Below are 26,818 nucleotides of genomic sequence, written 5' to 3' on the forward strand. Positions count from 1 at the left end.
ACGACCAGCACGCCACGCGGGCGCGGCGCGCGTGGCATGTGCGGCGTACGCCGGGAGGGCCGGCGAGCACGGGGTCGCTCGCCGGCCCACGGACGATCACCGTCAGGGACGGGGACGGGACGGGCGTCAGGCCGTCACGGGCTCCCGCTCGTCCCGGCCGCGGCCGTGCCCGTCGAGGGCGCGCAGGCCCTCGCCCTCCACGTCCACGTTGGGCAGGATCCGGTCCAGCCACTTCGGCAGCCACCAGGCGCGCTCGCCCAGCAGGGCGAGCACCGCCGGCACGATCGCCATGCGGACCACGAAGGCGTCGAAGAAGACCGCGACCGCGAGACCGAAGCCGATCATCTTCACCATCGATTCGCCGGAGCCGATGAAGCCGGCGAACACGGCGATCATGATGACCGCGGCGGCCGAGACCACGCGGGCGCCGTACCGGAAGCCGGTGACCACCGCCTGGCCGGGGCGCTCGCCGTGGACGTACGCCTCGCGCATGCGGGTGACCAGGAACACCTCGTAGTCCATCGCCAGGCCGAAGACCACGCCGACCATGAAGATCGGCATCATCGACATGACCGGGCCGGTCTGCTCCACGCCCATCAGGCCGGCCAGCCAGCCCCACTGGAAGACGGCGACGACGGCCCCGAGCGCGGCGAGCACCGAGAGCAGGAAGCCGAGCGCGGCCTTCAGCGGCACCAGCACCGAGCGGAAGACGACGATCAGCAGCAGGAAGGCCAGGCCCACGACCAGCGCCAGATAGGGCAGCAGGGCGTCGTTGAGCTTCTCGGAGACGTCGATGTTCATGGCGGTGCTGCCGGTGACGACCACCTTCGCGCCCGTCTCGGCCGTGATGTCGCCGCCCGCGCCGCGGATGGCGTGCACCAGGTCCTCGGTCTCGGTGCCGCTCGGCTTGGAGTCCGGCACCACGCTGATCATCGCGGTGTCCCCGGCCTCGTTGAACGTCGCCGGGCTGACCGTCACCACGCCGTCGAGCTTCTTGATCGCGTCCGACACCTCGTCGACCGCGGCCTTCGGGGAGTCGCTGCCCTTGGCGTCGGTGACGACCATGAGCGGACCGTTGAAGCCGGGGCCGAAGCCCTCGGACAGCAGGTCGTAGGCGCGGCGCTGCGTGGTGGACGTCGGCTGCGCGCCGTCGTCGGGCAGGCCAAGCTCCAGCGAGGAGGCGGGCAGCGCGGCGGCGCCCAGGCCGATCACGCCGAGGAGCAGCACGGCCAGCGGGCGGCGCACCACGAAGCGGGCCCAGCGGGTGCCCATGTTGGGCTTCCCGGCGGTGCCCTTGCCGGCCCCGGCACCGTCGCCGGTCCCGGCGCCCTCGGCGCCCTTCCCGCGTCCGCCGCCCTGCAGCCTGCCCTTGTGGCCGGCGGGGCGGACCCTGCGGCCGGCGTAGCCGAGCAGTGCGGGGATCATGGTGAGCGCGATGAGCACGGCGACGACGACGGTGCCCGCGGCGGCGACGCCCATCTTGGTGAGCATCGGGATGTTGACGACGGCCAGGCCGACCAGCGCGATCACCACGGTGAGGCCCGCGAAGACGACGGCGGAGCCCGCCGTGCCGACGGCCCGGCCGGCCGCCTCCTCGCGCTCGCGGCCCTCGGCCAGCTCGGCCCGGTAGCGGGAGACGATGAACAGCGCGTAGTCGATGCCGACCGCGAGGCCGATCATCATCGCCAGGATGGAGGTGGTGGAGCCCAGGTCCAGCACGTTGGCCAGCGCGGTGATCGTGGAGACGCCGATGCCGACGCCGATCAGCGCGGTGAGCAGCGGCAGCCCGGCCGCGACCAGCGAGCCGAAGGTGATCACGAGCACGACCGCGGCGACGGCGATGCCGACGACCTCGGTGGCGCCGGTCTCGGGCACGGCCTGCAGCGCGTCACCGCCGATCTCGACGGTCAGTCCGCCGTCCCGGGCGTCCTGCGCGGCGTCCTGGAGCGCGTCCTTGGCCGCGTCGTCCAGTTCCATGCCGGAGACCTCGTACGACACCTGCGTGTACGCGATGGTGCCGTCCTCGCTGATGGTCCTCGTCCTGAACGGGTCGGTCACCGAGGCGACCTCGGAGCCGTCGCCGAGGGCGCGCACGGCGTCCTGCACGGCCGCCTTGTTGCCGGCGTCGGCGATCTTCGTGCCGGAGGGCGCCTCGAAGACGACGCGTGCGGTCGCTCCGTCGGCGCTCGCTCCGGGGAAACGTTCCTCCAGCAGATCGAAGGCCTTCTGGGCCTCGGTGCCGGGGATGGAGAAGGAGGTGGTGCCCGCGGCGGGGGCGCCGGCGGCGCCCACCCCGGCGAGCGCCAGCAGCGCCACCCAGATCAGGGCGACGAAGTGCCGCCGCCGGAAGGCGAGTCGGCCGAGTTTGTAGAGGAATGTGGCCACGAGGGCGTACTCCCGGTCAGGTCGTGGTGGTGCAACGGGTCATGAGGGATCGGCCCGACGACGTGAGCGGTCGCGTCAGGTGGAGCTTTCGAGGGAGGGACGGCCGGGGAGGCCGGGGGCTCAGACGCCGAGAGCGGGGAGGATCACGGCGTCGACGTACGAGGTCAGGAACTCCTGGGTCGGAGGCCGCTCGTCGATGAGCGTTCTGGCGACGAAGGCACCGACGATCATGTGCACGACATAGCCGAGGGCGGGGTTGTCCGCGCGGACCTCGCCCCGGGCGACGGCCCGGCCGAGCAGGTGCCCGAACTCCACCGCCTCCGGTTCGACGACCAGCTCGCGGAAGGCGCTCCACAGCTCGGCGTCCGTGTGCGCGGCGCGCATCAGACCCCGCATCAGCGCGGAGTTCCGCTCCATCGCGCAGTCGTCCTCGCGGCGCACCAGAGCGTGCAGGTCGCCCCGGAGCGACCCGGTGTCGACGTCGCTCAGGCCCGTCGGCTTCTGGTGCCGCAGCGCCTTGACGACCAGCTCGGCCTTGCCGCCCCACTGGCGGTAGAGGGTGGCCTTGCTGGACCGGGTGCGGGCGGCCACGGCATCCATGGTCAGGGCGTCGTAACCGACCTCGCGGAGCAGGTCGAGCACGGCCGCGTACAGCTCGGTCTCGCGCTCGGGCGTGATCCGGCTGCGGCGCGTCGTCGCGGTCCCGGCCATGTCACCCACCTGCTTCCGCTGCTTCCACTCGAACGAAACGGTTTCGTACACCAGACAGTACCCCATGCCTCTATCGAAACGAAACGGTTTCGTACGTGTGTTGGGTCACGCGACCGCCCCGGCCCGGTGGCCCGCCCCGGTGACCCGGCCCACCGGCCCGCCTCCGTGACCCGGCCCTGTGGCCCGCCCCGGTGGTCGCCTGGCGTCTCCGGTTGCCGGGTTCCCCGCCCCGGAAAAGCATGGGTGGGTGAGCGACGAGAACCAGACCCCGCCCGGCTATCTGCGCTTCCCGCACCTCAGCGGCGACCGGCTGTGCTTCGTGGCCGAGGACGACCTGTGGGTGGCCCGCCTGGACGAACCCGGCCGCGCCTGGCGCCTCACGGTCGACCGCACGAAGATCGGGCACCCCCGCTTCTCGCCGGACGGCCGGCACATCGCGTACACGAACTGGCGCAGCCTGGACCCGGAGATCCACGTGACCCCCGTGGAGGGCGGCCCGGCCACCCGGCTCACCCACTGGGGCAGCACCGACACCCGCGTGTGCGGCTGGACGCCCGACGGCCGCATCCTCGCCGTCGCCTCGCACGGCCAGCCCTTCTCGTACTTCACCTGGGCCTACACCGTCCCCCTCGACGGCGACCCCGGCGGCAGGCTGCCCTGGGGCCCCGTCTCCGACATCGCGGTCGCCGACGTCGCGGGGGAGCACAGGACGCTGCTGCTCACCGGCACGGCACCGCACGAGCCCGCCGCCTGGAAGCGCTACCGCGGCGGGGCCACCGGCCGGCTCTGGCTGCACGGGAAGCGGCTGCTGGACGGCCTGAACGGCCACCTGCACTCACCGATGTTCGTCGGCGACCGGATCGCGTTCCTCTCCGACCACGAGGGCGTCGGCAACCTCTACTCGTGCCTGCACGACGGCTCCGACCTGCGCCGCCACACCGACCACGACGCCTTCTACGCCCGGCACGCCTCCTCCGACGGCACCCGCGTCGTCTACCAGTGCGCGGGCGACCTGTGGATCGTCGACGAGCTGACCCCCGACTCGCGGCCGCGCCGCCTGGACGTGCGGCTCGGCGGGCCGCGCGCGGGCCGCCGCCGCTACCAGGTGCCGGCCGCCCAGCACCTCGACGGGCTCTCCGTGGACGAGACCGGCCGGGCCAGCGCCGTCGTCGTCCGCGGCAGCCTGTACTGGCTCACCCACCGCGACGGCCCGGCCCGCACCATCGCCGACACCCCGGGCGTACGGGTGCGCCTGCCCGAGATGCTCGGCTCCAGCGGCCGGATCGCGTACGTCACCGACGCAGAGGGCGAGGACGCCGTCGAGATCGCCCGGCTGCCGCGCGCCTCGGGCTGCGGCGAGCCGCGCAGGCTGGCCTCCGGCCTGCTGGGCCGCGTCCAGGAGATGGTCTCGGACGAGGAGGGCGACCGGCTCGCCGTCGCCTCCCACGACGGCCGGCTGCTGCTGGTCGACACCGCCGAGGAGTCCGGGGGCGAGGTATCCGAGGTGGTCAGGTCCGCCAACGGGCCCGTGCGCGACCTGGCCTTCTCCCCCGACGGGACCTGGCTGACCTGGTCGCACCCGGGCATCGGCCGCTCGCTGCGGCTGATCAGGATGGCGCGGATCGCCGGGCCGGGGCCCAAGATCGTCGTCGACGTCACCGACGGCCGCTTCGAGGACGAGAACCCCGTCTTCACCCGCGACGGCCGCTACCTCGCCTTCCTGTCCTGGCGCGGCTTCGACCCCGTCTACGACGTGCACACCGGCGACCTGTCCTTCCCGCTCGGCTGCCGTCCCTACCTCGTCCCGCTCTCCTCGGCGACGCCCTCGCCGTTCGCGCTGACCCCGGAGGGGCGCCCGGCGGCCGGCGGGCTCGACCCCCTGGAGGCCGGCTCCGACACGGCCGCCGCCACGGGGGGCGCGGGCGGCACGGTGGTGGAGATCGAGGGCCTGGAGAGCCGGGTCACGCCGTTCCCGGTCGCCGCGTCCAAGTACTCCGCGCTGTACCCGGTCGCGGGCGGCGGCCTGGTCTGGCTGCGCTGGCCGATCTCGGGCGCGCTCGGCGAGACCTTCGCCAACCCCGCCGACACCTCGGGCCGGCCCACGCTGGAGTACTTCAACATCGTCAAGGCGAAGAAGTCCGAGCTCGTCGCCCACCTCGACTGGTTCGAGGTCAGCGGCGACGGCACCCGGCTCGTCGTGGTCGACGAGGGCGAACTGCGGGCCGTGCCCTCCACCGAGTCCGGGGACCTCGACACCACCGTCTGGATCGACCTGCGCCGCATCCTGCACGAGGCCGACCCGGCCGCCGAGTGGCGCCAGGCGTACGCCGAGGCGGGCCGCATCGTGCGCCACTACTTCTGGGACCCGGCGATGAGCGGCATCGACTGGGACGGGGTGCTCGACCAGTACCGGCCGCTCCTGGAACGGGTCGCCTCCCCGGACGAGTTCGCCGACCTGCTGCGCGAGGTCATGGGCGAGCTGGGCACGTCCCACGCGTACGTCTCCGCGGCCCGGCGCAACGAGGGGCCGCCGCACTACCAGCGGGCACAGGGCCTGCTCGGCGCGGACTTCGCGCGCCGGGACGGCGCCTGGACCGTCACGCGCATCCTGCCCGGCGACGCCTCCGACTCCCGGGCGCGCTCGCCGTTGGCCGGCGCCGGCATCCGCGAGGGCTCGGTGCTCACGCACGTCGACGGGCGGCCGGTCGACCCGGTCACCGGCCCCTTCCCGCTGCTGGCGGGGGCGGGCGGCACGACCGTGGAGCTGACCTTCGCCCAGCCCGACGCCCACCGCCGCCCCTCCGGGGAAGGCCCCGCGGACCCCCTCGTCCCCGGCGGCGCCGGCCGCCCGCGCCGGGTCGCCGTGGTCCCGCTGGTGGACGAACGGCCGCTGCGCTACCAGGACTGGGTCGCCAACCGGCGGCAGGTGGTGCGCAGGATCAGCGGCGGCGAGTGCGGCTACCTGCACATCCCCGACATGGGCGGCTCCGGCTGGGCCCAGTTCACCCGCGACCTGCGCTCGGAGATGTCGCTGCCCGCCCTCGTCGTGGACGTGCGCGGCAACGCCGGCGGGCACATCAGCGAGCTGGTCGTGGAGAAGCTCACCCGCACGATCCTGGGCTGGGACCTGACCCGCAACGCCCAGCCGGTCTCGTACGCCTCGAACGCGCCCCGCGGCCCGGTCGTCGCCCTCGCCGACGAGATGACCTCCTCCGACGGCGACATGATCACCGCCGCCATCAAGCTGCTGGGGCTCGGTCCCGTGGTGGGTCTGCGCACCTGGGGCGGCGTGGTCGGCATGACCGGCCGCCACCGGCTCGGCGACGGCACGGTGATCACCGTGCCGATGAACGCGGCCTGGTTCAAGGAGTACGGCTGGTCCGTGGAGAACCACGGCGTCGAGCCGGACGTGGAGGTCGACCGCACGCCCCTGGACTGGGCGGAGGGCCGCCACGCCCAGCTCGACGACGCGGTCCGCCTCGCCCTGGACCTCCTGGCCGCGCACCCGGCGGCGTCCCCGCCGGACCACAGCGACGTCCCGGACCGCAGCAGACCGCGGCTGCCGCCGCGGACGGCGGGATGAGGGCGTCCCCGGGCGAGGACGCATGAACGCCCGGCGGCCCGGCCCGCGGGACGGACCGGCCCGGCGGGCGGCCCGGGCCGGGACGGGCCCGGACGGCCAATCGGGCCGGGGCGGCCCGGGCCGGGGTGGACCCGGCCGCCGGACCGGGGGTGGCCCGGACGACGCACCGGGCCGGAGAGCAGACCGGACCGGAGCACCCCCGGACGACGTGCCGGAGCGGGCGGGACCGTGCGGCGCGGGTCCTCCGGTCTCCGGGGCGCTCAGCCGCCGACCGGGCCGCGCTCCTTCTCCGCCGCGGCCCCGCCCGCGCCGACCAGGCCCTTGGAGACGCTCTTCAGCCGCGGTTCGAAGCGGCGCATCTCGCGCCGGCCCACCACGCCGATGACCGCGGGCAGGTAGCCGCGGACGCCCTGCATGCCGCGCAGCCACCACTGCCCGTACACGTGGGCGGACCGGCGCTCGATCCCGGCGACGAACCGGTCGACGGCCGGGCCCAGCGGGTACGTCTTGTTGGACGGCCACGGCAGCCGCTGCCGCAGTTCGCGCATCACGTCGTCCTGGTCGGCGCCGCGCACCATGTCGGTGTCGGTCCACGACAGGTAGCCGACGCCGACGCGGACGCCCTTGTGGCCGACCTCGGCGCGCAGGCTGTGCGCGTACGCCTCCACGCCCGACTTGGACGCGCAGTACGCGGACATCATCGGCGCCGGGGTGATCGCCGCGAGCGAGGCGACCTGCAGCAGGTAGCCGCGGCTCTCCTCCAGGGCCGGCAGGAAGGCGCGGGCCGTCACCGCCGAGCCGATCAGGTTGACCTCGATCACGCGCCGCCAGGCCACGGGGTCGGAGTCGGTGAAGGGCCCGCCGTTGGCGACGCCCGCGTTGGCGACGACGATGTCGACCCTGCCGAACCGCTCCTTCACCTCGGCGGCGACCCGGGTCATCGCCTCCTGGTCGGTGACGTCGGCGTACCAGTGGGCGCCGTCGCCGTGCAGCCGCCCGGCGACCCGCTTCAGCTCGTCCTCCTCCAGGCCGACGAGGGCGATCCGCGCGCCGCGCGCGGAGAGCTTGCGCGCGAGCAGCTCCCCTACGCCCCGCGCGGCCCCCGTGACGACCGCGACCTGCCCCTCCAGGCTCCTTCTGCCGCTCATGCGCCCTCCTTCAGCTCGGCCGGCCCGTCGGCGGCCGGTACGGTCGGTGCGGTCTGTGCGATGGGTACGACCGGAGCGGCCGACGCGGTCCGTGCGTCCGGCCCGGCCGGTGTGTACGCGGTCCCGTCCCGGGCCGGCAGGTACGCCGCCGCGAGGTCCCGGATCCTCGCGGTGACGAGGTCCGGCGCCTCGACCGGGGTCATGTGCCCGAGCCCGGGCAGCTCGGTGGTGCCGAGGCAGTGCGGCAGCGCGGCGGCCAGCGCGCGGGCGTGCACGACGGGCGTGAGCCGGTCGGCGGTGCCCACCACGATCTCGGTCGGCACGTCCAGCCGCCGTACGCCGTGGTCGAGGTCGAGCGTGTCCAGCACCTGCGACCAGCTGTACCGCACCCCGCGCGGGCACGCGTGCACGATCCGGGCGCAGGCCTCGACCATGACGGGCGACGACCCCGGGCCCATCGTCCCGTACCTCAGGACCCGCGAGCCGACGGCCGTGACCGGGCCGAGCGGCGCCCTGGAGCCGAGGATCCGCCGGGTGAGCCAGGTGCGCAGCCGCCCGGCCCGCATCGGCACCACCAGCGACTCGGCGACCAGCCGCGTACTGCCCGTGCTGCACAGCAGCGCGGCGGCCGCGTGCTCGCGGAAGCCGGGCCGCCCGGCCGCCGCCATCAGGGTCATCCCGCCCATGGAGTGGCCCACGAGCACGGCCTTCTCGCCGGGCGCGAGGGTGGCGGCGAGCACCGCCTCCAGGTCGTCGGCGAGCGCGTCCGTGCTGCACGCGGGATGGGCGGGGCTGCGCCCGTGCCCGCGCTGGTCGTAGGCGATCACGCGGTGGCCGTCGGCGAGCGCGCGGATCTGCGCCGCCCAGAACGCCGTCGAGCAGGTCCAGCCGTGGGACAGGACCACGGCCGGCGCGTCCTCGGGGCCGTGCACCTCGACGTGCAGCCGCGCGCCGTCGGCGGACCGCGCGGTCAGCACGCGCGCGGGGACGGGCGGCGCGTACGGACCGGAGGTCACGTGGGCCGGCCGGCTCATGCGCCCGCCTCCGCCCTCTGCGCCGTCCCGGTCCCCGCCCCGGCCGCCGGCGGCCGCAGCACCTGGTACTCCGCGAGGTCGACCCGGCGGGTGGCGCCGCGGAAGTCGGCGGTGGTGCCCGGCCAGATGGTGGTGTTGCGGCCCTGCGGGTCCAGGTACCAGCTGGTGCAGCCGCCGGTGTTCCACACCGTGCGCTCCATCCGCTGCTGGACCTTGGTGTTCCAGGCGTCCACGGCGGCGGGCCGGGGGTCGAGGGCCGCGCGCCCGCCGAGCACGTCCAGCTGCCGCACGTAGTCGGCCAGGTAGTTCAGCTGCGACTCGATCATCAGGATCATGCTGGAGTTGCCCAGGCCCGTGTTGGGCCCGATGATCGTCATCCAGTTGGGGAAGCCGGTGGCGGTCGCGCCGCGCAGCGCCGCCATCCCGTCCTTCCAGGTCTCCGCCAGGGTCCGGCCCTCGGCGCCCACGACCCGCTCGGCGATCGGCATGTCGGTGACGTGGAAGCCGGTGCCGAAGACGATCACGTCGGCCTCGGTCTCGGTGCCGTCGGCGGCGACGAGGGTGGAGCCGCGGACCTCGGTGAGCCCGCCGGTGACCACGTCCACGTTCGGCTGCGCGAGCGCCGGATAGTACGTGTTGGACAGCAGGATGCGCTTGCAGCCGATGCGGTAGTCGGGGGTGAGCTTGGCGCGCAGCGCCGGGTCCTTGATCGCGCGGGCCATGTTGGCCTTGGCCAGCCGCTCCACCAGGCCCAGCTCGTCGGGGCGCTTGGTGAACGCCTGGACCTGCAGCTCCCGGATGCCCCACAGCAGCCCGCGCCGCAGCCGCGTGGTGAACGGCAGCGCCCGGTGCAGGGCCCGCTCGGCGCCGCTGATGGCGCGGTCCATGCGCGGCATCACCCACGGCGGGGTGCGCTGGAAGAGGGTCAGCCGGGAGACCTCGGGCTGGATGGCGGGCACGATCTGGATGGCCGAGGCGCCCGTGCCGATCATGGCGACGCGCTCGCCGCGCAGGTCGTGGTCGTGGTCCCAGCGGGCGGAGTGGAAGACCTTGCCGGGGAAGGTGTCGAGGCCGGGGATGTCCGGGATCTTCGGGTCGGACAGCGGCCCGGTGGCGGAGACGACGAGGTCCGCGGTGAGGTTCCCGCCCGTCGTCTCGATCTCCCAGTGCAGCTTCTCGGTGTCCCAGCGCATCAGCTTCACCTCGGAGTCGAAGCGGATGTGCGGGCGCAGCCCGAAGGTGTCGGCGACGTGCTCCAGGTAGGCGCGGATGTGCTCCTGCCCGGAGAAGGCGCGCGGCCAGTCGGGGTTGGGCGCGAAGGAGAAGGAGTACAGGTGGGAGGGCACGTCGCAGGCGCAGCCCGGGTAGCTGTTGTCCCGCCAGGTGCCGCCCACGCTGCTCGCGCGCTCCAGGACGACGAAGTCGGTGACACCCTCCCGGCGCAGCCGGACCGCGGCGCCGAGTCCGCCGAATCCGGAGCCGACCACCGCCACGCGTACATGCTCGTGCTCGGTCATGTCCGAGGCCTCCTTGCTCCCGCACGACTCTGCCAGTGAACACTGGCGCAATGGGAGCGTAGAACAGCTCCGTACTGATGGGTAGGGGTCGGCGCAAGGAAAGTTACCGCCGGTACGACATAGGCTGCTGACGTGTCCGAGGGATCAGGGAAGCGGGAGTACCGCATGGAGGAGCTGGCCAGGGAGGCCGGCATCACGGTGCGCACCCTGCGCTTCTACCGCGAGCGCAAGCTGATCCCGCCGCCCCGCCGCGAGGGCCGGATCGCCTGGTACGACGACGGCCACCTGGCCCGGCTGCGCACGATCTCGGCGCTGCTGGAGCGCGGCCACACGCTCAACGGCATCGCGGAGCTGGCCGAGGCCTTCGACCACGGCCGCGACGTCGGAGACCTGCTGGGGCTCGGCGTGCCCAGCGAGGAGACGCCGGTCCGCCTCTCCCCCGAGGACCTCGCCGACCACTTCGGCGACCAGGCCACCCCGGAGAACCTGGCCGCCGCCATGGACCTCGGCTACCTCGGCACGGACGGCACGGAGATCGTGCACATCAGCCGCCGGCTCCTGGAGGTCTCGGCGGCCCTGGTCCGCGAGGGCGTCCCGCTCGCGGACGTCCTCGCGGCCGCCCGCAGCACCCGCGCGCACGCGGAGGCCCTGGCCGCGCTCTTCGCCGACCTGGTCCTCGCCCGGGGCGACCGCGGCGTCCCCGACCTCCAGCGCCTGCGCCCGCTGGCCAAGAGCGTGGTGGAGGCGGAGCTGTCGATGGCGCTGGACCGGGTCCTGCGGACGCAGGACCCGGACGCGCCGCGCCCCGCCGCCACCGACTGACGTACGGAGCGGCCTACAGGTCGTAGGCCACGGTCACGGGCGCGTGGTCCGACCACCGCTCGCCGTGCGTGGCGGCCCGCTCGACGAACCCCTTCACGGCCCGCCCGGCCAGGCCCGGCGTCGCGACGTGGTAGTCGATGCGCCATCCGCTGTCGTTGTCGAAGGCCCGCCCCCGGTAGGACCACCACGAGTACGGCCCTTCGACGCCCGGGTGCAGCGCCCGTACGACGTCGACGTAGCCGCCGCCGGCGAAGACGTCGCCCAGCCACGCGCGCTCCTCCGGCAGGAAGCCGGAGCTCTTGCGGTTGGCGCGCCAGTTCTTGAGGTCGGCCTCCTGGTGGGCGATGTTCCAGTCGCCGCAGACCAGGACCTCGCGCCCGTCGGCCGCGGCCCGCGCCCTGAGCTCCTTCAGGTACACGAGGAACTCGGCCATGAACCGGATCTTCTCGTCCTGCCGCTCGGTCCCCACCTCGCCGGAGGGCAGGTAGAGGCTGGCGACCGTGACCCCGGGCAGGTCGGCCTCGACGTAGCGCCCGCTGCCGTCGAACTCCGCGGACCCGAACCCGATCCGCACCCGGTCGGGCTCGCGGCGGGTGTAGAGGGAGACGCCCGCGCGTCCCTTGGCCGCCGCGGGCGCGTGCACGACGTGCCACCCCTGCGGCTCGCGCACCTCCTGCGGCAGCTGCTCCGGCTCGGCCCGCACCTCCTGCAGGCAGAGCACGTCGGCGGAGGTCCCGGCGAGCCACTCCACGAAGCCCTTCTTCGCGGCGGCACGCAGCCCGTTCACATTCACAGAGGTCACAGTCAGCACCAGCGCACGATACCGGCACACTGGTGGAGCAACCGGAATCCCCTACGCACAGAGACACGATGTCCAGCATGAACATACGCCGCGTCCGCTTCGACCACCCCGACGCCGTGAAGCTGAACGACCAGGTCCAGGCCGAGTACGCGGTCCGCTACGGCGACGAGGGCGATCTCACACCGCTCGACGCGACGATGTTCGTCCCGCCGCGCGGGCTGTACCTCATCGCGTACGACGACCGGGACAGCCCCGTGGCCACCGGCGGCTGGCGCACCCAGGACGAGAACGACGAGGGCTACAGGAACGGCGACGCCGAGCTGAAGCGGATGTACGTGACCGAGGAGTTCCGCGGCCGCGGCCTCGCCCGCCGCATCCTCGCGGCCCTGGAGGAGGACGCCCGCGCCGCCGGCCGCACCCGCATGGTCCTGGAGACGGGCACCCAGCAGCCCGAGGCGATCGGCCTCTACACCTCCAGCGGCTACGAGCCCTGCGCCAAGTTCGGCTACTACCGCGACTACGAGTCGAGCCTCTGCTACGCGAAGGCGCTCTGATCCCGGCCGCCGGAACCCCGCGGGAAGCCCCCGGCGGAGTTCCGGCACCCGGGCCGGATCACTGCCGGAAGACCTCTTCCACGACGATCTGCGGATCCTCGACGCGCCGCACGAACACGTACCGCAGCCAGCCGTGCCCGTTGTCGAAGAGGAGGATGCGGGGGCCTTTGGGATCGTCGGACCGCACCGGCTGGACCTTCATGTCGGCAGGAAGGTCCGCTCGGTGCCGATGCCCCTGAAACAGGGGTCCTTCACCGTGACCAGTTCCGCGCGCACGGCGTCGCTCATCCCCCGTACGTGCTCGGGCAGCGCGTCGCGGGCGGCTTGGGCCTTGAGTGTCCAATCCATCTGCCAGGGCGGGCCCATGAACCCGTCGTCGGTCACTGGCCGGGCTCCAGGCGCTGTACCCGGTGCCGGATGTGGGACGCCTCTTCCAGGAGCGCCTTGGCCTCGACGAGGTCGGCGGACTCTGCCGCGCGGTGTTCGAGATCGGTCACGTGGGCGTCGAGTTTCGGGTCGCGGGCGATCGCGTACTCGCCCCACCAACGGGCCATGAACGCGGGCACGGTGCTGATGTCGTACGCGTCGGCGACGGCCCACCGCCAGTGCTCGTCGAAGCCGGGGAGGAGCTGAGGAGCGTGCTGGACGATCGCCTCGCGCAGCGCCTTCGGATTCCGCTCGGGCATGGGCGGAACGCCCGGTGTGGGTTCCGTGGCATGGGCGGTCATGTCCGGTGTGCTCCTTCGTCCTCCTGCGGCGCACGGCGCCTCCGACCATAGTCGCCCCGCCGGGCCGACGCGGGTCGTTCGCGGCGGGCCCGTCCGGGCGGTCGGCGCAGGGCGCGAAGGAGAAGGAGCCGGGATCTTCTCGCGGCCCGCGGCCCAACCGGCGCCGATCGTCGGAGCTCTTGGCCGGGCCCCGCCCCAACCGCCCCGGAAACGCAGAGATCCCGGTCCGACGGTGACCGTCGGACCGGGATCCGGTGAGTACTTTCGCGGAGTACTCATTGCAGTGGACCTGAGGGGATTTGAACCCCTGGCCCCCTCGATGCGAACGAGGTGCGCTACCGGACTGCGCCACAGGCCCTTGCAACGAGTGAAACTCTAGCATCCCCGTCCGGGTGCTTGGAAATCCGTTCCCGGCCTGGTCAGGGACGGGGGTCCCGGAGGGGTGCGAACCGGCCGCGGCCGCCCGGGGGCAGGGCCGGGGGGACGGTCCGGAAACGCCGCCGGCCGGCCCCTGGAGGGACCGGCCGGACCACGGCTCCGGGGCGCGTCACTCGTTGGCCGCGCGCGGCCGCTCGCTCTCCTCGTACTGGTCGAACAGCGGGGTGCGGCCCCGCTCGCGGGCGCGGCGGGCGGAGGCGGCGCGGCGGGCGTCGCTGCGGCCGCCGTCGGCGTCGTCGTGCCGCTCCTCGGCGGGCGGCTCCTCCTCGGCGGGGGCGGCGGCCGGCTCCGCCGCGCTGGAGCGCGCCGAGCTCCAGGCGTCCGGCGCGCCCAGGTCGACGCCGGAGGTGGCGCGCGGCGCGACGGGCGCGGTCACGTACGTCGGCAGCGGGACCGGCACGGGCTCCCAGCTCTCGCCGTGGCCCGGCCCGCCGCGCCGCTCGCGCTGCTGGTCGACCCACTCGGCGTGGTCGGTCTGCTCGACGAGGGCGCGCCGGTCGGCGGCGAGGGCGAGCAGTCCGGGGTCGGTGTCGGACTCCGGCGCCTCCTCCTGCTCCTCGACGCCCGGGTCGGCGGGGGACCTGCGGCGCGGCTGGCGCTCGCGCAGCCGCTGCGCCGCGGCCTCGGCGCGCCGGCGGTCCATGGTGTACGTGAAGCGCCGCCGCTCCTGGGAGCGCAGGTAGGCGATGTAGCCGCTGAGCAGCACCGCGGGCACGCCGGGCGCCCAGAGGAAGGCGAGGCCGCCGACCGCGGCGACGACGGCGCCGAGCGTGAAGGCGAGGAAGAGCACGATCGTGGTGCGGCGGCGGCGTGCGAGCACCTTGGAGCGCTGGGCGCGCGCCGCGGCCTCCGCCGCGGCGGGCCGGCGCGCGGCCGGCACCCGGGGCCTGCGGTCCTTGGACGGCGCCGCCGCGCCCGCACCGGCACCGGCCTCGTCCGACGGGGCGTGCGGCGGGGCGGCCTTCTGCCGCGCCGGCGCCGCGTCCCGCGGAACGGGCGCCGCCTCCCGTACGGCGGGCCGGGCCCCGGACTCCTCGCGGGCGCCGCCGGAGTCGGCGCGCGTCTCGAGAAGGGTCTGGGACATGGCGAAGGCCCGGACGTCCACCGAGTCGGTGACGGCGTCCGGGTCCGCGGCCCGCTCCCCCTCGTCGGCGGAGCGCGCCTGCAGGTCCCTGGCGTAACGGCGCTCCATTCCCGCCCTTCCGGACAGCAGCCGGATGGCGGTGCTGAAGCGTTCCGTCGGACGGGCCTCGTTCAGCTCGTCCTGCCTACGGAGCCACATGGGCACCAAGTAGGCGGCCCAGGCCCCGACGATGACTGCGTAGATGAGGCCGCTGCTGCTCACGCCTCACACGGTAGAGGGGTTTGCGTGAGGCCATCCGCCAATTGCGCCGGTGTGTCGCACGATCTGGCTGATATTTCCATCTTTTTTTGTGGCCGATGCGATCAGCGGACTGTCGCGGGGGCCTATTTAATGCGTCCGAGTGATCGTCATGCGATCAAATTCGAACACTTATTTTATTTACGCGGTGTTCCGCGGAGTGTCCCGAGGCGATTTCCCGGACGCGTCGCGCGAGCGTGTCCGCTGCCAGCGGGCGAGCATGCCCTCGGACACCTCCTCCGCGGTGAGCGCGAAGACGAGGTGGTCCCGCCAGGCTCCGTCGATGTGCAGATAACGGGGCCGGAGCCCCTCCTCGCGGAATCCGAGTTTCTCCACGACCCGCCGGCTCGGCCGGTTCTCGGGGCGAATGCAGACCTCGACACGGTGCAGCCCGACGGTACGGAAGCAGTGGTCGACGGCGAGCGCCACGGCCGTCGGCATCACTCCGCGCCCGGCCACCGCCTCGTCGACCCAGTACCCCACATGGCCCGAACACATCGAGCCCCAGGTGATCCCGGCGACCGTCAACTGGCCGACGAGCCTTCCCTCGTACTCGATGACGAAGGGCAGCATGCGGCCCGCGTTCGCCTCGCCGCGCAGATGCCGCACCATCTGGCGGTACGTCGGCCGGTGGGTGATCGGCCCGCTGGGCGTGGGCGGCGGGATCGTCGCCTCCCAGGGGCGCAGCCAGTCGCGGTTGCGCCGGTTGACCTCCCGCCAGGCACGCTGGTCGCGCATCTTTATCGGCCGCAGGACCACGTCGCCGTCGGTCAGCCGGGCCGGCCAGGATGGGCTGTTCAGCTCGCACCCCCCGCAGGTCTGGGATGGTCACCGCCGCGGATCTGGTCCACGGCGTGGACCAGCAGGCCCTCCAGGACGGCGAGACCGTCGCGCACCCCGCCGGTGGAGCCCGGCAGGTTGACGATCAGCGTCCGGTCGGCGACCCCGGCCAGGCCCCGCGAGAGGGCCGCCGTGGGTACCTTGCGCACGCCGTGCGCCCGGATCGCCTCGGGGATGCCCGGGACCTCGTACGCGACGACCGCGCGGGTGGCCTCGGGGGTGCGGTCGGTGGGCGACAGACCAGTGCCGCCGGTGGTCACGATCACGTCGTAGCCGGCCTCGACGCCGGTGCGCAGGGCCCGCTCGACCGGGTCGCCGTCCGGGACGACCACGGGGCCGTCGACCGCGAACCCCAGGGACGTGAGCCCCTCGACGATCAGGGGGCCGCCCCTGTCCTCGTAGACGCCCGCCGAGGCGCGGTTGGAGGCGGTGACGACGAGGGCGCTGTAGGGGGCGCCCAGAGCGCCGCCGAGTGGCGGTTCGCCGGACGCCGCCGTCACGCCCGGCTCCAGTCGCCGGACTTGCCGCCCGTCTTCTCCTCGACCCGCACGTCCGTGATCACGGCCCCCTTGTCGACGGCCTTGACCATGTCGACCACGGTGAGGGCGGCCACGGAGACGGCGGTGAGCGCCTCCATCTCCACACCGGTGCGGTCGGTGGTCCGCACCGTGGCGGTGATCTCCACGGCGTCGTCGGCGACCGCGAGGTCGACCTTCACGCCGGAGACCGCGAGCGGGTGGCACAGCGGAACGAGGTCGGGGGTGCGCTTGGCGCCCATGATCCCGGCTATGCGCGCGGTGGCCAGGGCGTCGCCCTTGGGCACGCCCTCGCCGCGCAGCAGCTCCACCACCCGCGGTGAGACCAGCACGCGGCCGCTCGCACGGGCGGTGCGCGCGGTCACGTCCTTGTCCGACACGTCGACCATGCGGGCGGCGCCCGCGTCGTCGAGGTGGGTCAGCCTGGCTTCCGTACTCATCTGGTGGCGCTCCCGGTCGGGGTCCGGCGCGCTCGGGGCGCGCGGGTCCGTTTGCGCGACACGGTACCGCCAACGCGGGCGCCTCAGCCGAGCAGGACCACCTCGACGTCCGCGTCGGGCTCCAGCGACTCGGTGTCCTCGCCCACCACGATCAGCGCGTTCGCGTGCGCGAGGGCCGCGACCAGATGCGAACTCGCCCCGCCCACGGGGGTCACCGCCCCGTCGGCGTACCGGCCGCGCAGGAACTGGCGGCGGCCCGCGGGCGAGGTCAGCGCCTTGTCGCAGCGCAGCACCGCCCTGGCGGTGGGCCGGTGGAGGTCCTGGAGGCCCATCAGGGCGCGGATGGCGGGGCGGACGAACAGTTCGAAGGAGACGTACGACGACACGGGGTTGCCCGGGAGCGCGAGCAGCGGCGTGTGGTCGGGGCCGACGGTGCCGAAGCCCTGGGGCTTGCCCGGCTGCATGGCCAGCTTGCGGAACTCGACGCCGCCGCCGTCCTCCTCGGCGTCGGCGGCGTGGGACAGCGCCTCCTTGACCACGTCGTACGCGCCGACGCTGACGCCGCCCGAGGTGACCATCAGGTCGGCGCGGACGAGCTGGTCCTCGATGGTGGCGCGCAGGGTCTCGGCGTCGTCGGCGACCGCGCCCACCCGGTAGGCGATCGCCCCGGCGTCGCGGGCGGCGGCGGTCAGCGCGAAGCTGTTGGAGTCGTGGATCTGGCCCTCGGCGAGCGGCTCGCCGGGCGGGACCAGCTCGCTGCCGGTGGACAGGACGACCACGCGGGGGCGCGGGCGGACGCGGACCGTGCCGCGGCCGATCGCGGCGAGCAGCCCGATCTGCGGCGGCCCGAGGACCGTGCCGGCCTCCAGGACGCGGTCGCCGGCCCGCACGTCGCTGCCCTTGGCGCGGACGTGCGCGCGCGGCGGAGCGGGACGGTGGACGCGCACCTCGCCGGTGGCGCCCTCGGGGGACGCGCTGCGGGCGCGCATGCCGCTCACCGGGCCGCCGCCGAGGCCGCCGTCGGTCCACTCCACGGGGACGACCGCCTCGGCGCCGGGCGGCAGCGGGGCGCCGGTCATGATGCGGGCGGCCTGGCCGGGACCCACCTGCAGGAGCCCCGCGCGGCCCGCCGCGACGTCCCCGACGACCGTCAGGACGGCCGGGAACTCCTCGCTCGCGCCCGCGACGTCGGCGACCCGGACCGCGTACCCGTCCATCGAGCTGTTGTCGAAGGGCGGCAGGGAGACGGGCACCGTGACGTCCTCGACCAGGACGCAGCCCTGCGCGTCCAGGAGCTGCAGCTCGATGGGGTCCAGGGGGCGGACGGTCGTGAGGATGTCCTCCAGGTGCTCCTCCACCGACCAGAGGTGGTCCCGGCCGGCGGAACGGGGCGCGGCGCTGCTCAAGATCGCTACATCTCCTCGGTGACGTAACTGCGGAGCCAGGTCCGGAAGTCAGGACCCAGATCTTCACGTTCGCACGCGAGTCTGACAATGGCACGCAGATAGTCGCCGCGGTCGCCGGTGTCATAGCGGCGTCCGTCGAAGACGACGCCGTGCACGGGGCCGCCGACCTTCTCGTCCTCGGCGAGCTGCTGGAGGGCGTCGGTGAGCTGGATCTCGCCGCCGCGGCCCGGCTCGGTCGTGCGCAGTATGCCGAAGACGGCGGGGTCCAGGACGTAGCGGCCGATGATCGCGTAGTTGCTGGGGGCGTCGGCCGGCTCGGGCTTCTCCACCAGGCCGGTGACCTTGACCACGCCGTCCTCCCCGGTGGCCTCCACGGCCGCGCAGCCGTAGAGGTGGATCTGCTCCGGGGCGACCTCCATGAGCGCCACGACGCTGCCGCCGTGCCGCTCCTGGACCTCGACCATGCGGGCCAGCAGCGGGTCGCGCGGGTCGATCAGGTCGTCGCCGAGCAGGACCGCGAAGGGCTCGTCGCCGACGTGGGGCGCGGCGCACAGGACGGCGTGGCCCAAACCCTTGGGGTCGCCCTGGCGGACGTAGTGGATGGTCGCCAGGTCGCTGGACTCCTGGACCTTGGCGAGCCGGTCCCTGTCGCCCTTCTTCTGGAGGGCCGCTTCCAGCTCGTAGTTGCGGTCGAAGTGGTCCTCCAGGGGGCGCTTGTTGCGCCCGGTGATCATCAGGACGTCGTCGAGCCCCGCCGACACGGCCTCCTCGACCACGTACTGGATCGCCGGCTTGTCGACGACCGGCAGCATCTCCTTGGGAGTGGCCTTGGTGGCCGGCAGGAACCGGGTGCCGAGGCCCGCTGCGGGAATGACAGCCTTGTTGATCCTGGGGGGGTGCGACTCAATCATGAGCGCCACCTTATCCGGTGGCTTTGTGTGGAATCTGTGGCTCCGGTTAATTCGCTCTCATATGAGCGCGTTACGAGCAAAACGGGAGTGATCTGTGCATTCGACGAGACGTGCCGACAAGCCTGTCAAACGAATGTTGCGGCGGGAGTTCCTCTCGGTGAGAGATGGATTGACAGTCGATGACGTGCGGGAAAAGGACGCCCTCCTCGCCTCGCGGGCCCTGGGCCTGCCCGAGCTGGCCGGGGCGGGCACGGTGGCGGCGTACGTCTCCATGGGCGCCGAACCCGGCACGCGGGCGCTCCTGGACGCCCTCCGCGCGCGCGGGACGCGGGTCCTGCTGCCCCTCCTGCTTCCGGACAACGACCTGGACTGGGGCGTCTACACCGGTCCCGACTCGCTCGTGCCCGTCCGGTACGAGGGCCGCATGACCCTCCTGGAGCCCGCCGGGGACCGGCTCGGCCCCGACGCCGTCCTGGCGGCCGACGCCGTCCTGCTGCCCGGCCTGGCCGTGGACGCGCGCGGGATGCGGCTGGGCCGCGGCGGCGGCTCCTACGACCGGGTGCTGGCCCGGCTGGAGCGCGCGGGCGCGGACCCCGCCCTGGTGGTGCTCCTGTACGACACCGAGGTCGTGGACCTGGTGCCCGCCGAGCCGCACGACCGGCCGGTGCGCGCGGCCGTGACGCCCTCGGGTACCGTCCGCTTCCCCCGCTGACCTCCCACGGAGCCGCCCGCCGCCCCGCCACCCTCACCGGAGCGCGCCCGGGCCCCGGACGCGGGAAGGACCCTCCACGCGTGCGCGGAGGGCCCTTCCCGGCGGATCCGGAGCCGTCGTCAGGACTTCAGCACCAGCGTGTCCTCGGTGGACGCGTCGACCGCCTTCTCCGAGGAGGGCCAGGGCAGCAGCTCACCCTTGATCCACTTGCTCGTCTGGTCGACGTAGTGGGCGCTGTAGGCGTGCCCGGAGGCGCCGGTGAGGTTGATCCACTTGGACTTGTCGAGGTCCGCGAGGTTCACCACCATGCGCATCGACGGCACCCACACCACCGAGTAGCCCCCGGCCGCGTTCCAGCCGGTCGCGTCGACCGCCGCCTCGCCGCCGCCCAGGTTGTACGGGCCGCGGTTGAGCAGGTACCGCAGGGCGGCGGGCCCCTCGGTGCCCAGGGTCTGGTTCTTCAGGTACAGCCGGTGCAGCCGGCCCCAGCTCCAGCTGTCGATGTCCTTGCCGAGCTTGGCGGTCAGCTCCCAGCGGGCGTCCTCCATGGCGCGCGCGAACAGCTGGTCGCGGTTCTTCGCCTCCTTGTCGGTGCGCGTCGCCGGCGCCGTCCACCAGTCGTTGTCCTCGTCGTCGAGGATCGAGCGGACCACCTCGAACCAGCGGTCGCCGCCGTCCGGCTGCGCGCTGCCCGCGTCGCGCTGGCCGCACTCGCGCACCTTGCGGTCCTCGTCGGCCGGGCCGGTGGAGTTCGCCGGCTCGACGGACAGGCACTGGCCCTTGACCCGCAGTTCCTTGGGCAGCTTGTTGCCGAAGGCCAGCTTCAGGATGTTGCGCCAGGTGGCGTTGAAGTAGGCGGCGGCGGCCGAGTCGGCGTCCTGGGTGTAGTTCCAGCCCTCCAGGAGCTTCTGCGCCTCGCGCACGTCCTTGTCCGCGACGTCGATCTTCAGCAGCTTGGGCACCAGCAGCTTGGCGATCTCACTGCTGTTGTCGAGCTGCATCTGGCGCATGTCGTCGGTGGAGATCTTGCCGCCGCCCTTGATCTTCGACTCGATCAGGTCGGTGATCCGCTGGCTGCGGGCGCCGTAGCCCCAGTCCGTGGTGAGCGTGTACGGATACTTGTCCTCGTCCACGACGGCCTGGTTGGCGGTGACGATGTAGCCGCGCTCCGGGTCGTACTCGTAGGGCAGCTGCTCCTGCTTCAGGTAGCCGTTCCAGCGGTACTTCGGGTCCCAGCCCGGCGACGGCAGCGAGCCGTCGCCCGTCTCCCGCGTGGGGATCTTGCCGGGCAGCTGGTAGCCGATGTGGCCCTCGGTGTCCGCGTAGACGAGGTTCTGCGAGGGGACCTCGAAGGAGGCGGCCGCCTTGCGGAACTCCGTCCAGTCCGTGGCCCGGTTCAGCTCGAAGACGGCGTTCATGGTGGTGCCCGGCTGGAGCGCGGTCCAGCGCAGCGCGATGCCGTAGCCGTCGCCGCGGTCGGGGGCGGCGCTGTCGACGGTGGCCTTCTTGCCGACCTTCACGAGCTCGTCGTCGCGGTCGGACAGCAGGGGGCCGTTGTTGGTCTCGCGCACGACGATGGTGCGGCTGCCGCCGCCGGCGACCTTGATGACCTCCTTGCGGGTCTCGAAGGGCACCACCTTGCCGTCGTACTCGTAGCCCTGCCCGGTGAGCTTCTCCAGGTACAGGTCGCTGACGTCGACGCCGGAGTTCGTCATGCCCCAGGCGATGCTCTGGTTGTGGCCGATGACCACGCCCGGCATGCCCGCGAAGGTGTACCCGGAGACGTCGTACCGGCACTTCGCGGAGACGCTGCGGCAGTGCAGGCCCATCTGGTACCAGACCGAGGGCAGCGACGCCGACAGGTGCGGGTCGTTGGCCAGCAGCGGCTTGCCGGTGATGGTGTGCTCGCCGTCGACGACCCAGGAGTTGGAACCGATGCCGTTGCCGTTCACGCCGACGGCCGTGGGCACGTCGTCCAGGACCTCGTACAGGCCCGAGAGCTGGCTCTCCAGCGACGATCCCGAGGGCACCGCGGTGTCGCCCGCGAGCCCGGTGCCGGCCGCGCCCTGCGTGCCGGTGCCGGTTCCCGTCCCGGTGCCGGTCCCGGTTCCGGTGCCCGTCCCGTCACCCTGCTCGTAGGCGCCGGCGAACTCGCTGTACTGCCCCTCCTGGACGATCGTCCTGTTCCGGTCGTAGGGGTAGTCCGGGTACAGGTCGGCGATCTGCTTCGGGCCGAGGCGGCTGGTCAGCAGGGAGCGGTCGATCTCGTCCTGCATGTTGCCGCGCAGGTCCCAGGCCATCGCCTTGAGCCAGGCGACGGAGTCGACCGGGGTCCAATCCTGGGGCGTGTAGTCGTTGGTGAACCCGAGGGCCGCGTACTCCAGGGAGATGTCCGCGCCGTCCTTGCCCTTCAGGTACGCGTTGACCCCCTTGGCGTAGGCCTGGAGGTACTTCTTGGTCTCCGCCGAGAGCTTGGACTTGTACTCCTCCTCGGCGACGCGGTCCCAGCCGAGCGTGCGCAGGAAGGCGTCGTTGTCGACCTGCCCCTTGCCGAACATCTCGGACAGCCGCCCGGAGGTCATGTGGCGGCGCACGTCCATCTCGTAGAACCGGTCCTGGGCCTGGACGTAGCCCTGGGCCATGAACAGGTCCTCCTCGGAGGAGGCGTAGATCTGGGGGATCCCGTTCCCGTCCCGCTTCACGTCGACGGGGCCCGAGAGCCCGTCGAGCGTGACCGACCCCTTGGTCTGGGGGAAGGAGGCGCGAACGGTACTGACGCTCCAGAACGCCCCGTAGGCCACGCCTCCGACGAGGGCCAGAACCAGGAGGATCACGAGCAGACGGGCTCTGCGCCCCTTCTTCCTGCCGGACTTGCCGGGCTTTTGGCCGGAAGAGGCGGTGGTGGTGGAGGGCATCGCTGTCCTTGCTGTCCTTACGCGAGCGGCAGGCGGGGCTGTGCATTTGACTGAGCGCTGGAGCAACCATAGGCGCAGCGTCACCCGAGCCTTGACGCGGAGTCGGATACCCGCACCGGCGAAGCTCTCGAAGTGATCACTTGCGCGTCAAGAAAACGTCAAGAGTTAGGTAAGGTAACTAGATAAGGTAACGAAGTGCCAGTGCACACGCGGGAAGGGTCCGGCCGCTGACTGTCCACCACCTCAACCAGCTCCTGCTCGTCTGCTCGCTCGTCCTGATCGTCGCCGTGGCGGCGGTCCGCGTCTCCTCGCGCAGCGGACTGCCCAGCCTGCTCGTGTACCTGGGCATCGGCGTGGCCATGGGCCAGGACGGCATCGGCAAGATCGGCTTCAACGACGCCGAGCTGACCCAGGTGATCGGGTACGCGGCCCTGGTGGTGATCCTGGCCGAGGGCGGCCTGGGCACGAAGTGGAAGGAGATCGGGCCCGTCCTGCCGGCGTCCGCCGCGCTGGCCACGGTGGGCGTCGCGGCGAGTGTCGGCGTCACGGCCGCGGGCGCGCACTACCTGATCGGCCTGGAGTGGCGGCAGGCGCTCATCATCGGCGCGGTGGTGTCCTCCACGGACGCGGCGGCGGTCTTCTCGGTGCTGCGCAAGGTGCCCCTCCCCTCGCGCGTGACGGGCGCCCTGGAGGCCGAGTCCGGCTTCAACGACGCCCCGGTGGTCATCCTGGTCGTCGCCTTCTCCACGGCCGGGCCGGTCGAGCACTGGTACGTGCTGCTCGGCGAGATCGCGCTGGAGCTGGCGGTGGGCGCCGCCATCGGCCTCGCCGTCGGCTGGCTCGGCGCCTTCGGCCTGCGGCACGTGGCGCTGCCCGCCTCCGGCCTCTACCCGATCGCCGTGATGGCCATCGCGGTCGCCGCCTACGCGGCCGGGGCGATGGCCCACGGCAGCGGCTTCCTCGCCGTCTACCTGGCCTCGGTGATCCTCGGGAACTCCCGGCTGCCGCACTGGCCGGCCACCCGCGGCTTCGCCGAGGGGCTCGGCTGGATCGCGCAGATCGGCATGTTCGTGCTGCTCGGCCTGCTGGTCACCCCGCACGACCTCGGGGACGACGTCTGGCCCGCGCTCCTCATCGGCCTGGTGCTGACCATGGTGGCGCGGCCGCTGAGCGTGGTCGCCTCCCTGCTGCCGTTCCGGACGCCGTGGCGGCAGCAGGCCCTGATGTCGTGGGCCGGACTGCGCGGCGCGGTGCCCATCATCCTGGCCACCATCCCCATGGTGAACGGCGTCGAGGACAGCCGCCGGATCTTCAACATCGTCTTCGTCCTGGTCTGCTTCTACACCCTCATCCAGGGCCCCACGCTGCCCTGGCTGGCGCGCAAGCTGCACCTCGACATCTCCTCCGAGGCCGCCGACCTGGGCATCGAGTCCGCGCCCCTGGAGCGGCTGCGCGGGCACCTGCTGTCCGTGTCGGTCCCCGACGGGTCGAGGATGCACGGCGTCGAGATCAACGAGCTGCGGCTGCCCGCGGGCGCCGCGGTGACGCTGGTCGTCCGCGACGGCGAGTCGTTCGTGCCGCTGCCCGCGACGGTGCTGCGGCACGGCGACGAACTGCTCGTGGTGGCCACCGACCCGGTCCGGGACGCCGCCGAGCGGCGCCTGCGCGCGGTCGCCCACGGCGGCAAGCTCGCCGGCTGGCTGGGAACCGAGGAGGAGCAGCGCCGGTAGCCCCCCGGGCCCGTCCGGGACGGCGCTCCCCGGAGGCAGTACCCCGGGGCCGTACCCCCTGGGGCGGCACTTCCAGGGCGGTCCCCCGAGAGCCGCGCGTTCCCGGCATGTGCGGGCGCGGGGCCTCTGGGGTGCGCTTTTTCACAGGGGGGAGCCGATCAAGGCCTGTACGATGAAGGCGTACCGATCGAACCGACTCTGCCTGACGCAGAGCTGGCGCGACCGTATGGCGGCCGGGACGCCTCCGCAGTGGGCGCCGGTATCTACCGCACGCGCAAGAGGACAGCTCTCGGCGCCCCCCGCACGGGCGCGCTACCAGGCGGCAGAAAGGCACGGGCCGTGGTGTCCACGGTCACCTCGAAGTCGTCGTCCGGCGGGTCCGCGCCGGCCTCCGCCCGTCCCGGATACGGGCAGCTGCTGCGCACCCGGGGCGCATGGACGTTCCTGCTTCCCGGCTTCGCGGCGCGGCAGCCGTTCGCGATGCTGACGCTGTCCATCGTGCTGCTCGTGCAGCACACCACCGGCTCCTACGGGGCGGCCGGCGCCGTCGCCGCCGTGACCGGCGTCTCCATGGCCCTCTTCGCGCCCTTCGCCGGCCGTCTGGCCGACCGGCACGGGCAGCGGGCCGTGCTGCTGCCCGGCGTCCTCGTGCACGCCCTCGCGGGCCTCGGGCTGACCGCCCTGGCGCTCTCCGGCGCACCGCTGTGGGCGCTGTTCGCGGCGGCCGTGCCGACCGGCGCCTCCGTGCCGCAGATCGGCCCGATGGTGCGCGCCCGCTGGGGGGTGAAGCTGAAGGACTCGCCGCTGATGACGACCGCGGCGGCCTTCGAGTCCGTCACCGACGAGCTGACCTTCGTCCTCGGGCCGCTGCTGGCCACCGCGCTGTGCACGGCCGTGGACCCGGCCGCCGGACTGCTCACCGAGGCCGGCCTGACGCTCGTCGGCGGTCTGCTGTTCGCGGCGCAGCGCGGCACCCAGCCGTCCGTCGGGCGCGACGGGCACGCGCGCGTGGCGCACGATTCCGCGCTGCGGGTCCCCGGGGTACGCGTCCTGGTGGCGGTCTTCCTGGGCATCGGCTCCGTCTTCGGCGGCATGCAGGTCTCGCTCGCCGCGTTCACGGAGTCGATCGGCTCGCCCGGCCTGAACGGCGTCCTGTACGGGATCTTCGCCGCGGGCAACATGCTCTCCGGCGTCGTCTGCGGCGCGATCGCCTGGAAGACGGCTCCCCGGCGGCGCCTGGTCGTGGGCTGCACCGCGCTGGCCCTGACCGCGTCCGGCCTGTGGGCCGCGCACTCCGTGGCCGTCCTCGCGGGCGTCGGCCTGCTGGTCGGCATGTGCATCGCCCCCGCCCTGATCACCGGCTACACCCTCGTCGAGGGCCTGGTGCCGGCGACGGCCCGCACGGAGGCCTTCACCTGGCTGACCGGCGCGGTCGCCTTCGGGCAGGCGGCGGCCGTGACCGCGGCCGGACAACTGGAGGACCGCCTGTGGGACGGCGCCGGGTTCCTCGTGCCGATGGCCGGGACCGTGCTGGCCCTGGTGACGCTGGTGGCCCTGCGCTCCCGGCTGGCGCCGCCCCGCGGCGGGCGCACCGTCGCGCGTGGTGTCGGTCACCGCGCACCGCTCGCAGTGGACTGATCGAAGGGAATACGTCACTATGGACCGTCGTTAGCACTCATCGAGTGAGAGTGCCAGGAGGAAGACAGTGCCGACCTATCAGTACCAGTGCACCGAGTGCGGCGAGGGCCTCGAGGCGGTGCAGAAGTTCACCGACGACGCTCTGACCGAGTGCCCCAACTGCGGTGGCCGCCTGAAGAAGGTGTTCTCCGCCGTCGGCATCGTCTTCAAGGGGTCGGGCTTCTACCGCAACGACAGCCGCGGCTCCTCGTCGAGCAGCTCGCCGGCCTCGTCGTCGAAGTCCTCCGGTTCCTCGTCGTCGGACGCGTCGTCCTCCTCGTCGTCGTCCACTTCGACCTCGTCGTCCGGCTCCTCCAGCAGCAGCTCGGCCGCCTAGTCGCCTTCCGCGGCCGCGCGGCGCGGTGAGCGCCGCGCGCGGCACCCTTCTTCACGAGACCCCGCCGTTCCCGACGGCGGGGTCTTCGTCGCGCCCGGAGGCAGGGGCCCGGGCGGGTGTCCGGTGGAGGCAGAGTCCTGGGCGGGGACGGGGCGGCGCGGTCTCCGTAGGGCCCTCGCACGAGGCCGGGGCCGGGGCCTTGGAAAGGCGA

General features: G+C 73.2%; 23 protein-coding genes and 1 tRNA gene. 7 read left to right on the plus strand and 17 right to left on the minus strand.

Going from position 1 to position 26,818, the window contains the following annotated elements; genetic code table 11:
* Window positions 1-126: 126 nt before the first annotated feature.
* A complete protein-coding gene (locus IE271_RS20265) occupies window positions 127-2,385 on the minus strand; it encodes an MMPL family transporter (protein WP_190191777.1) in 2,259 nt (752 codons plus the stop codon).
* Window positions 2,386-2,505: 120 nt separating this feature from the next.
* Window positions 2,506-3,096 (minus strand): TetR/AcrR family transcriptional regulator, encoded by a 591-nt coding sequence (locus IE271_RS20270; protein WP_190191860.1) that lies wholly within the window; start codon window positions 3,094-3,096, stop codon window positions 2,506-2,508.
* 247 nt (window positions 3,097-3,343) lie between these two features.
* Between IE271_RS20270 and IE271_RS20275 the strand changes: the two genes are divergently transcribed.
* Window positions 3,344-6,679 (plus strand): S41 family peptidase, encoded by a 3,336-nt coding sequence (locus tag IE271_RS20275; RefSeq protein WP_190191778.1) that lies wholly within the window; start codon window positions 3,344-3,346, stop codon window positions 6,677-6,679.
* A 260-nt stretch (window positions 6,680-6,939) separates the two neighbouring features.
* On the opposite strand, the gene IE271_RS20280 is transcribed toward IE271_RS20275, so the two are convergent.
* Genes IE271_RS20280 through IE271_RS20290 form a run of 3 tightly spaced genes read right to left on the minus strand, consistent with a single transcriptional unit; the run spans window position 6,940 to window position 10,378 of the window.
* A complete protein-coding gene (locus IE271_RS20280) occupies window positions 6,940-7,827 on the minus strand; it encodes an SDR family oxidoreductase (protein ID WP_190191779.1) in 888 nt (295 codons plus the stop codon).
* Complete coding sequence (locus IE271_RS20285) at window positions 7,824-8,861, minus strand: alpha/beta fold hydrolase (RefSeq protein WP_190191780.1); 1,038 nt, start codon at window positions 8,859-8,861, stop codon at window positions 7,824-7,826. Before IE271_RS20285 ends, IE271_RS20280 begins: the two co-directional genes overlap by 4 nt.
* Window positions 8,858-10,378 carry a flavin-containing monooxygenase gene (locus IE271_RS20290; RefSeq protein ID WP_190191781.1) on the minus strand — a complete coding sequence of 507 codons (1,521 nt, stop codon included), beginning with the start codon at window positions 10,376-10,378 and terminating at the stop codon, window positions 8,858-8,860. Before IE271_RS20290 ends, IE271_RS20285 begins: the two co-directional genes overlap by 4 nt.
* Window positions 10,379-10,543: 165 nt before the next feature.
* Here IE271_RS20290 and IE271_RS20295 point away from each other — a divergent pair, with 165 nt between their 5' ends.
* On the plus strand, window positions 10,544-11,200 hold the full coding sequence (locus IE271_RS20295) for a MerR family transcriptional regulator (RefSeq protein ID WP_190191861.1): 657 nt from the start codon (window positions 10,544-10,546) through the stop codon (window positions 11,198-11,200).
* 13 nt (window positions 11,201-11,213) lie between these two features.
* On the opposite strand, the gene IE271_RS20300 is transcribed toward IE271_RS20295, so the two are convergent.
* Complete coding sequence (locus IE271_RS20300; RefSeq protein ID WP_190191782.1) at window positions 11,214-12,011, minus strand: exodeoxyribonuclease III; 798 nt, start codon at window positions 12,009-12,011, stop codon at window positions 11,214-11,216.
* A 68-nt stretch (window positions 12,012-12,079) separates the two neighbouring features.
* Here IE271_RS20300 and IE271_RS20305 point away from each other — a divergent pair, with 68 nt between their 5' ends.
* Window positions 12,080-12,556 carry a GNAT family N-acetyltransferase gene (locus IE271_RS20305; RefSeq protein ID WP_190191783.1) on the plus strand — a complete coding sequence of 159 codons (477 nt, stop codon included), beginning with the start codon at window positions 12,080-12,082 and terminating at the stop codon, window positions 12,554-12,556.
* 58 nt (window positions 12,557-12,614) lie between these two features.
* Here IE271_RS20305 and IE271_RS42155 read toward each other — a convergent pair whose 3' ends face one another.
* The 10 genes from IE271_RS42155 to galU all read right to left on the minus strand — a co-directional run bounded on the left by IE271_RS42155 (window position 12,615) and on the right by galU (window position 19,236).
* Window positions 12,615-12,758, minus strand: a complete 144-nt coding sequence (locus tag IE271_RS42155; protein WP_229919447.1) for a hypothetical protein — start codon at window positions 12,756-12,758, stop codon at window positions 12,615-12,617.
* Window positions 12,755-12,940 carry a hypothetical protein gene (locus IE271_RS42160; protein ID WP_229919448.1) on the minus strand — a complete coding sequence of 62 codons (186 nt, stop codon included), beginning with the start codon at window positions 12,938-12,940 and terminating at the stop codon, window positions 12,755-12,757. Before IE271_RS42160 ends, IE271_RS42155 begins: the two co-directional genes overlap by 4 nt.
* Window positions 12,937-13,284 (minus strand): hypothetical protein, encoded by a 348-nt coding sequence (locus IE271_RS20315; RefSeq protein ID WP_190191784.1) that lies wholly within the window; start codon window positions 13,282-13,284, stop codon window positions 12,937-12,939. The genes IE271_RS42160 and IE271_RS20315 overlap by 4 nt, the downstream gene beginning before the upstream one ends.
* Window positions 13,285-13,568: 284 nt before the next feature.
* Window positions 13,569-13,642 (minus strand) — tRNA-Ala (locus tag IE271_RS20320).
* A gap of 189 nt (window positions 13,643-13,831) precedes the next feature.
* Window positions 13,832-15,067: a divisome protein SepX/GlpR gene (gene sepX / locus IE271_RS20325; protein ID WP_190191785.1), complete on the minus strand. Its 1,236-nt coding sequence runs from the start codon at window positions 15,065-15,067 to the stop codon at window positions 13,832-13,834.
* Between the two features lie 177 nt (window positions 15,068-15,244).
* Window positions 15,245-15,904: a GNAT family N-acetyltransferase gene (locus IE271_RS20330; RefSeq protein ID WP_190191862.1), complete on the minus strand. Its 660-nt coding sequence runs from the start codon at window positions 15,902-15,904 to the stop codon at window positions 15,245-15,247.
* Window positions 15,901-16,443, minus strand: a complete 543-nt coding sequence (locus tag IE271_RS20335) for a MogA/MoaB family molybdenum cofactor biosynthesis protein (RefSeq protein ID WP_190191786.1) — start codon at window positions 16,441-16,443, stop codon at window positions 15,901-15,903. The genes IE271_RS20330 and IE271_RS20335 overlap by 4 nt, the downstream gene beginning before the upstream one ends.
* On the minus strand, window positions 16,440-16,919 hold the full coding sequence (moaC, locus tag IE271_RS20340; RefSeq protein WP_190191787.1) for a cyclic pyranopterin monophosphate synthase MoaC: 480 nt from the start codon (window positions 16,917-16,919) through the stop codon (window positions 16,440-16,442). Before moaC ends, IE271_RS20335 begins: the two co-directional genes overlap by 4 nt.
* 83 nt (window positions 16,920-17,002) lie before the next feature.
* Complete coding sequence (glp, locus tag IE271_RS20345) at window positions 17,003-18,325, minus strand: molybdotransferase-like divisome protein Glp (protein WP_190191788.1); 1,323 nt, start codon at window positions 18,323-18,325, stop codon at window positions 17,003-17,005.
* A gap of 5 nt (window positions 18,326-18,330) precedes the next feature.
* Window positions 18,331-19,236: a UTP--glucose-1-phosphate uridylyltransferase GalU gene (gene galU / locus IE271_RS20350; protein ID WP_190191789.1), complete on the minus strand. Its 906-nt coding sequence runs from the start codon at window positions 19,234-19,236 to the stop codon at window positions 18,331-18,333.
* A 133-nt stretch (window positions 19,237-19,369) separates the two neighbouring features.
* Here galU and IE271_RS20355 point away from each other — a divergent pair, with 133 nt between their 5' ends.
* Window positions 19,370-19,948 carry a 5-formyltetrahydrofolate cyclo-ligase gene (locus IE271_RS20355; protein ID WP_190191790.1) on the plus strand — a complete coding sequence of 193 codons (579 nt, stop codon included), beginning with the start codon at window positions 19,370-19,372 and terminating at the stop codon, window positions 19,946-19,948.
* Window positions 19,949-20,067: 119 nt separating this feature from the next.
* On the opposite strand, the gene IE271_RS20360 is transcribed toward IE271_RS20355, so the two are convergent.
* On the minus strand, window positions 20,068-22,863 hold the full coding sequence (locus tag IE271_RS20360) for a penicillin acylase family protein (RefSeq protein WP_190191791.1): 2,796 nt from the start codon (window positions 22,861-22,863) through the stop codon (window positions 20,068-20,070).
* Window positions 22,864-23,090: 227 nt separating this feature from the next.
* On the opposite strand from IE271_RS20360, the gene IE271_RS20365 reads away from it, so the two are divergent.
* The 3 genes from IE271_RS20365 (at window position 23,091) to IE271_RS20375 (ending at window position 26,607) form a co-directional block, all read left to right on the plus strand.
* The gene (locus IE271_RS20365; protein ID WP_190191863.1) at window positions 23,091-24,593 is read left to right on the plus strand and encodes a potassium/proton antiporter; all 1,503 of its coding nucleotides are present in this window, start codon (window positions 23,091-23,093) and stop codon (window positions 24,591-24,593) included.
* Window positions 24,594-24,932: 339 nt separating this feature from the next.
* A complete protein-coding gene (locus IE271_RS20370; protein WP_190191792.1) occupies window positions 24,933-26,231 on the plus strand; it encodes an MFS transporter in 1,299 nt (432 codons plus the stop codon).
* 67 nt (window positions 26,232-26,298) lie between these two features.
* On the plus strand, window positions 26,299-26,607 hold the full coding sequence (locus IE271_RS20375) for an FmdB family zinc ribbon protein (RefSeq protein ID WP_190191793.1): 309 nt from the start codon (window positions 26,299-26,301) through the stop codon (window positions 26,605-26,607).
* Window positions 26,608-26,818: the final 211 nt, after the last annotated feature.

It is taken from the genome of Streptomyces minutiscleroticus, from assembly GCF_014650875.1.
GTDB lineage: Bacteria > Actinomycetota > Actinomycetes > Streptomycetales > Streptomycetaceae > Streptomyces > Streptomyces minutiscleroticus.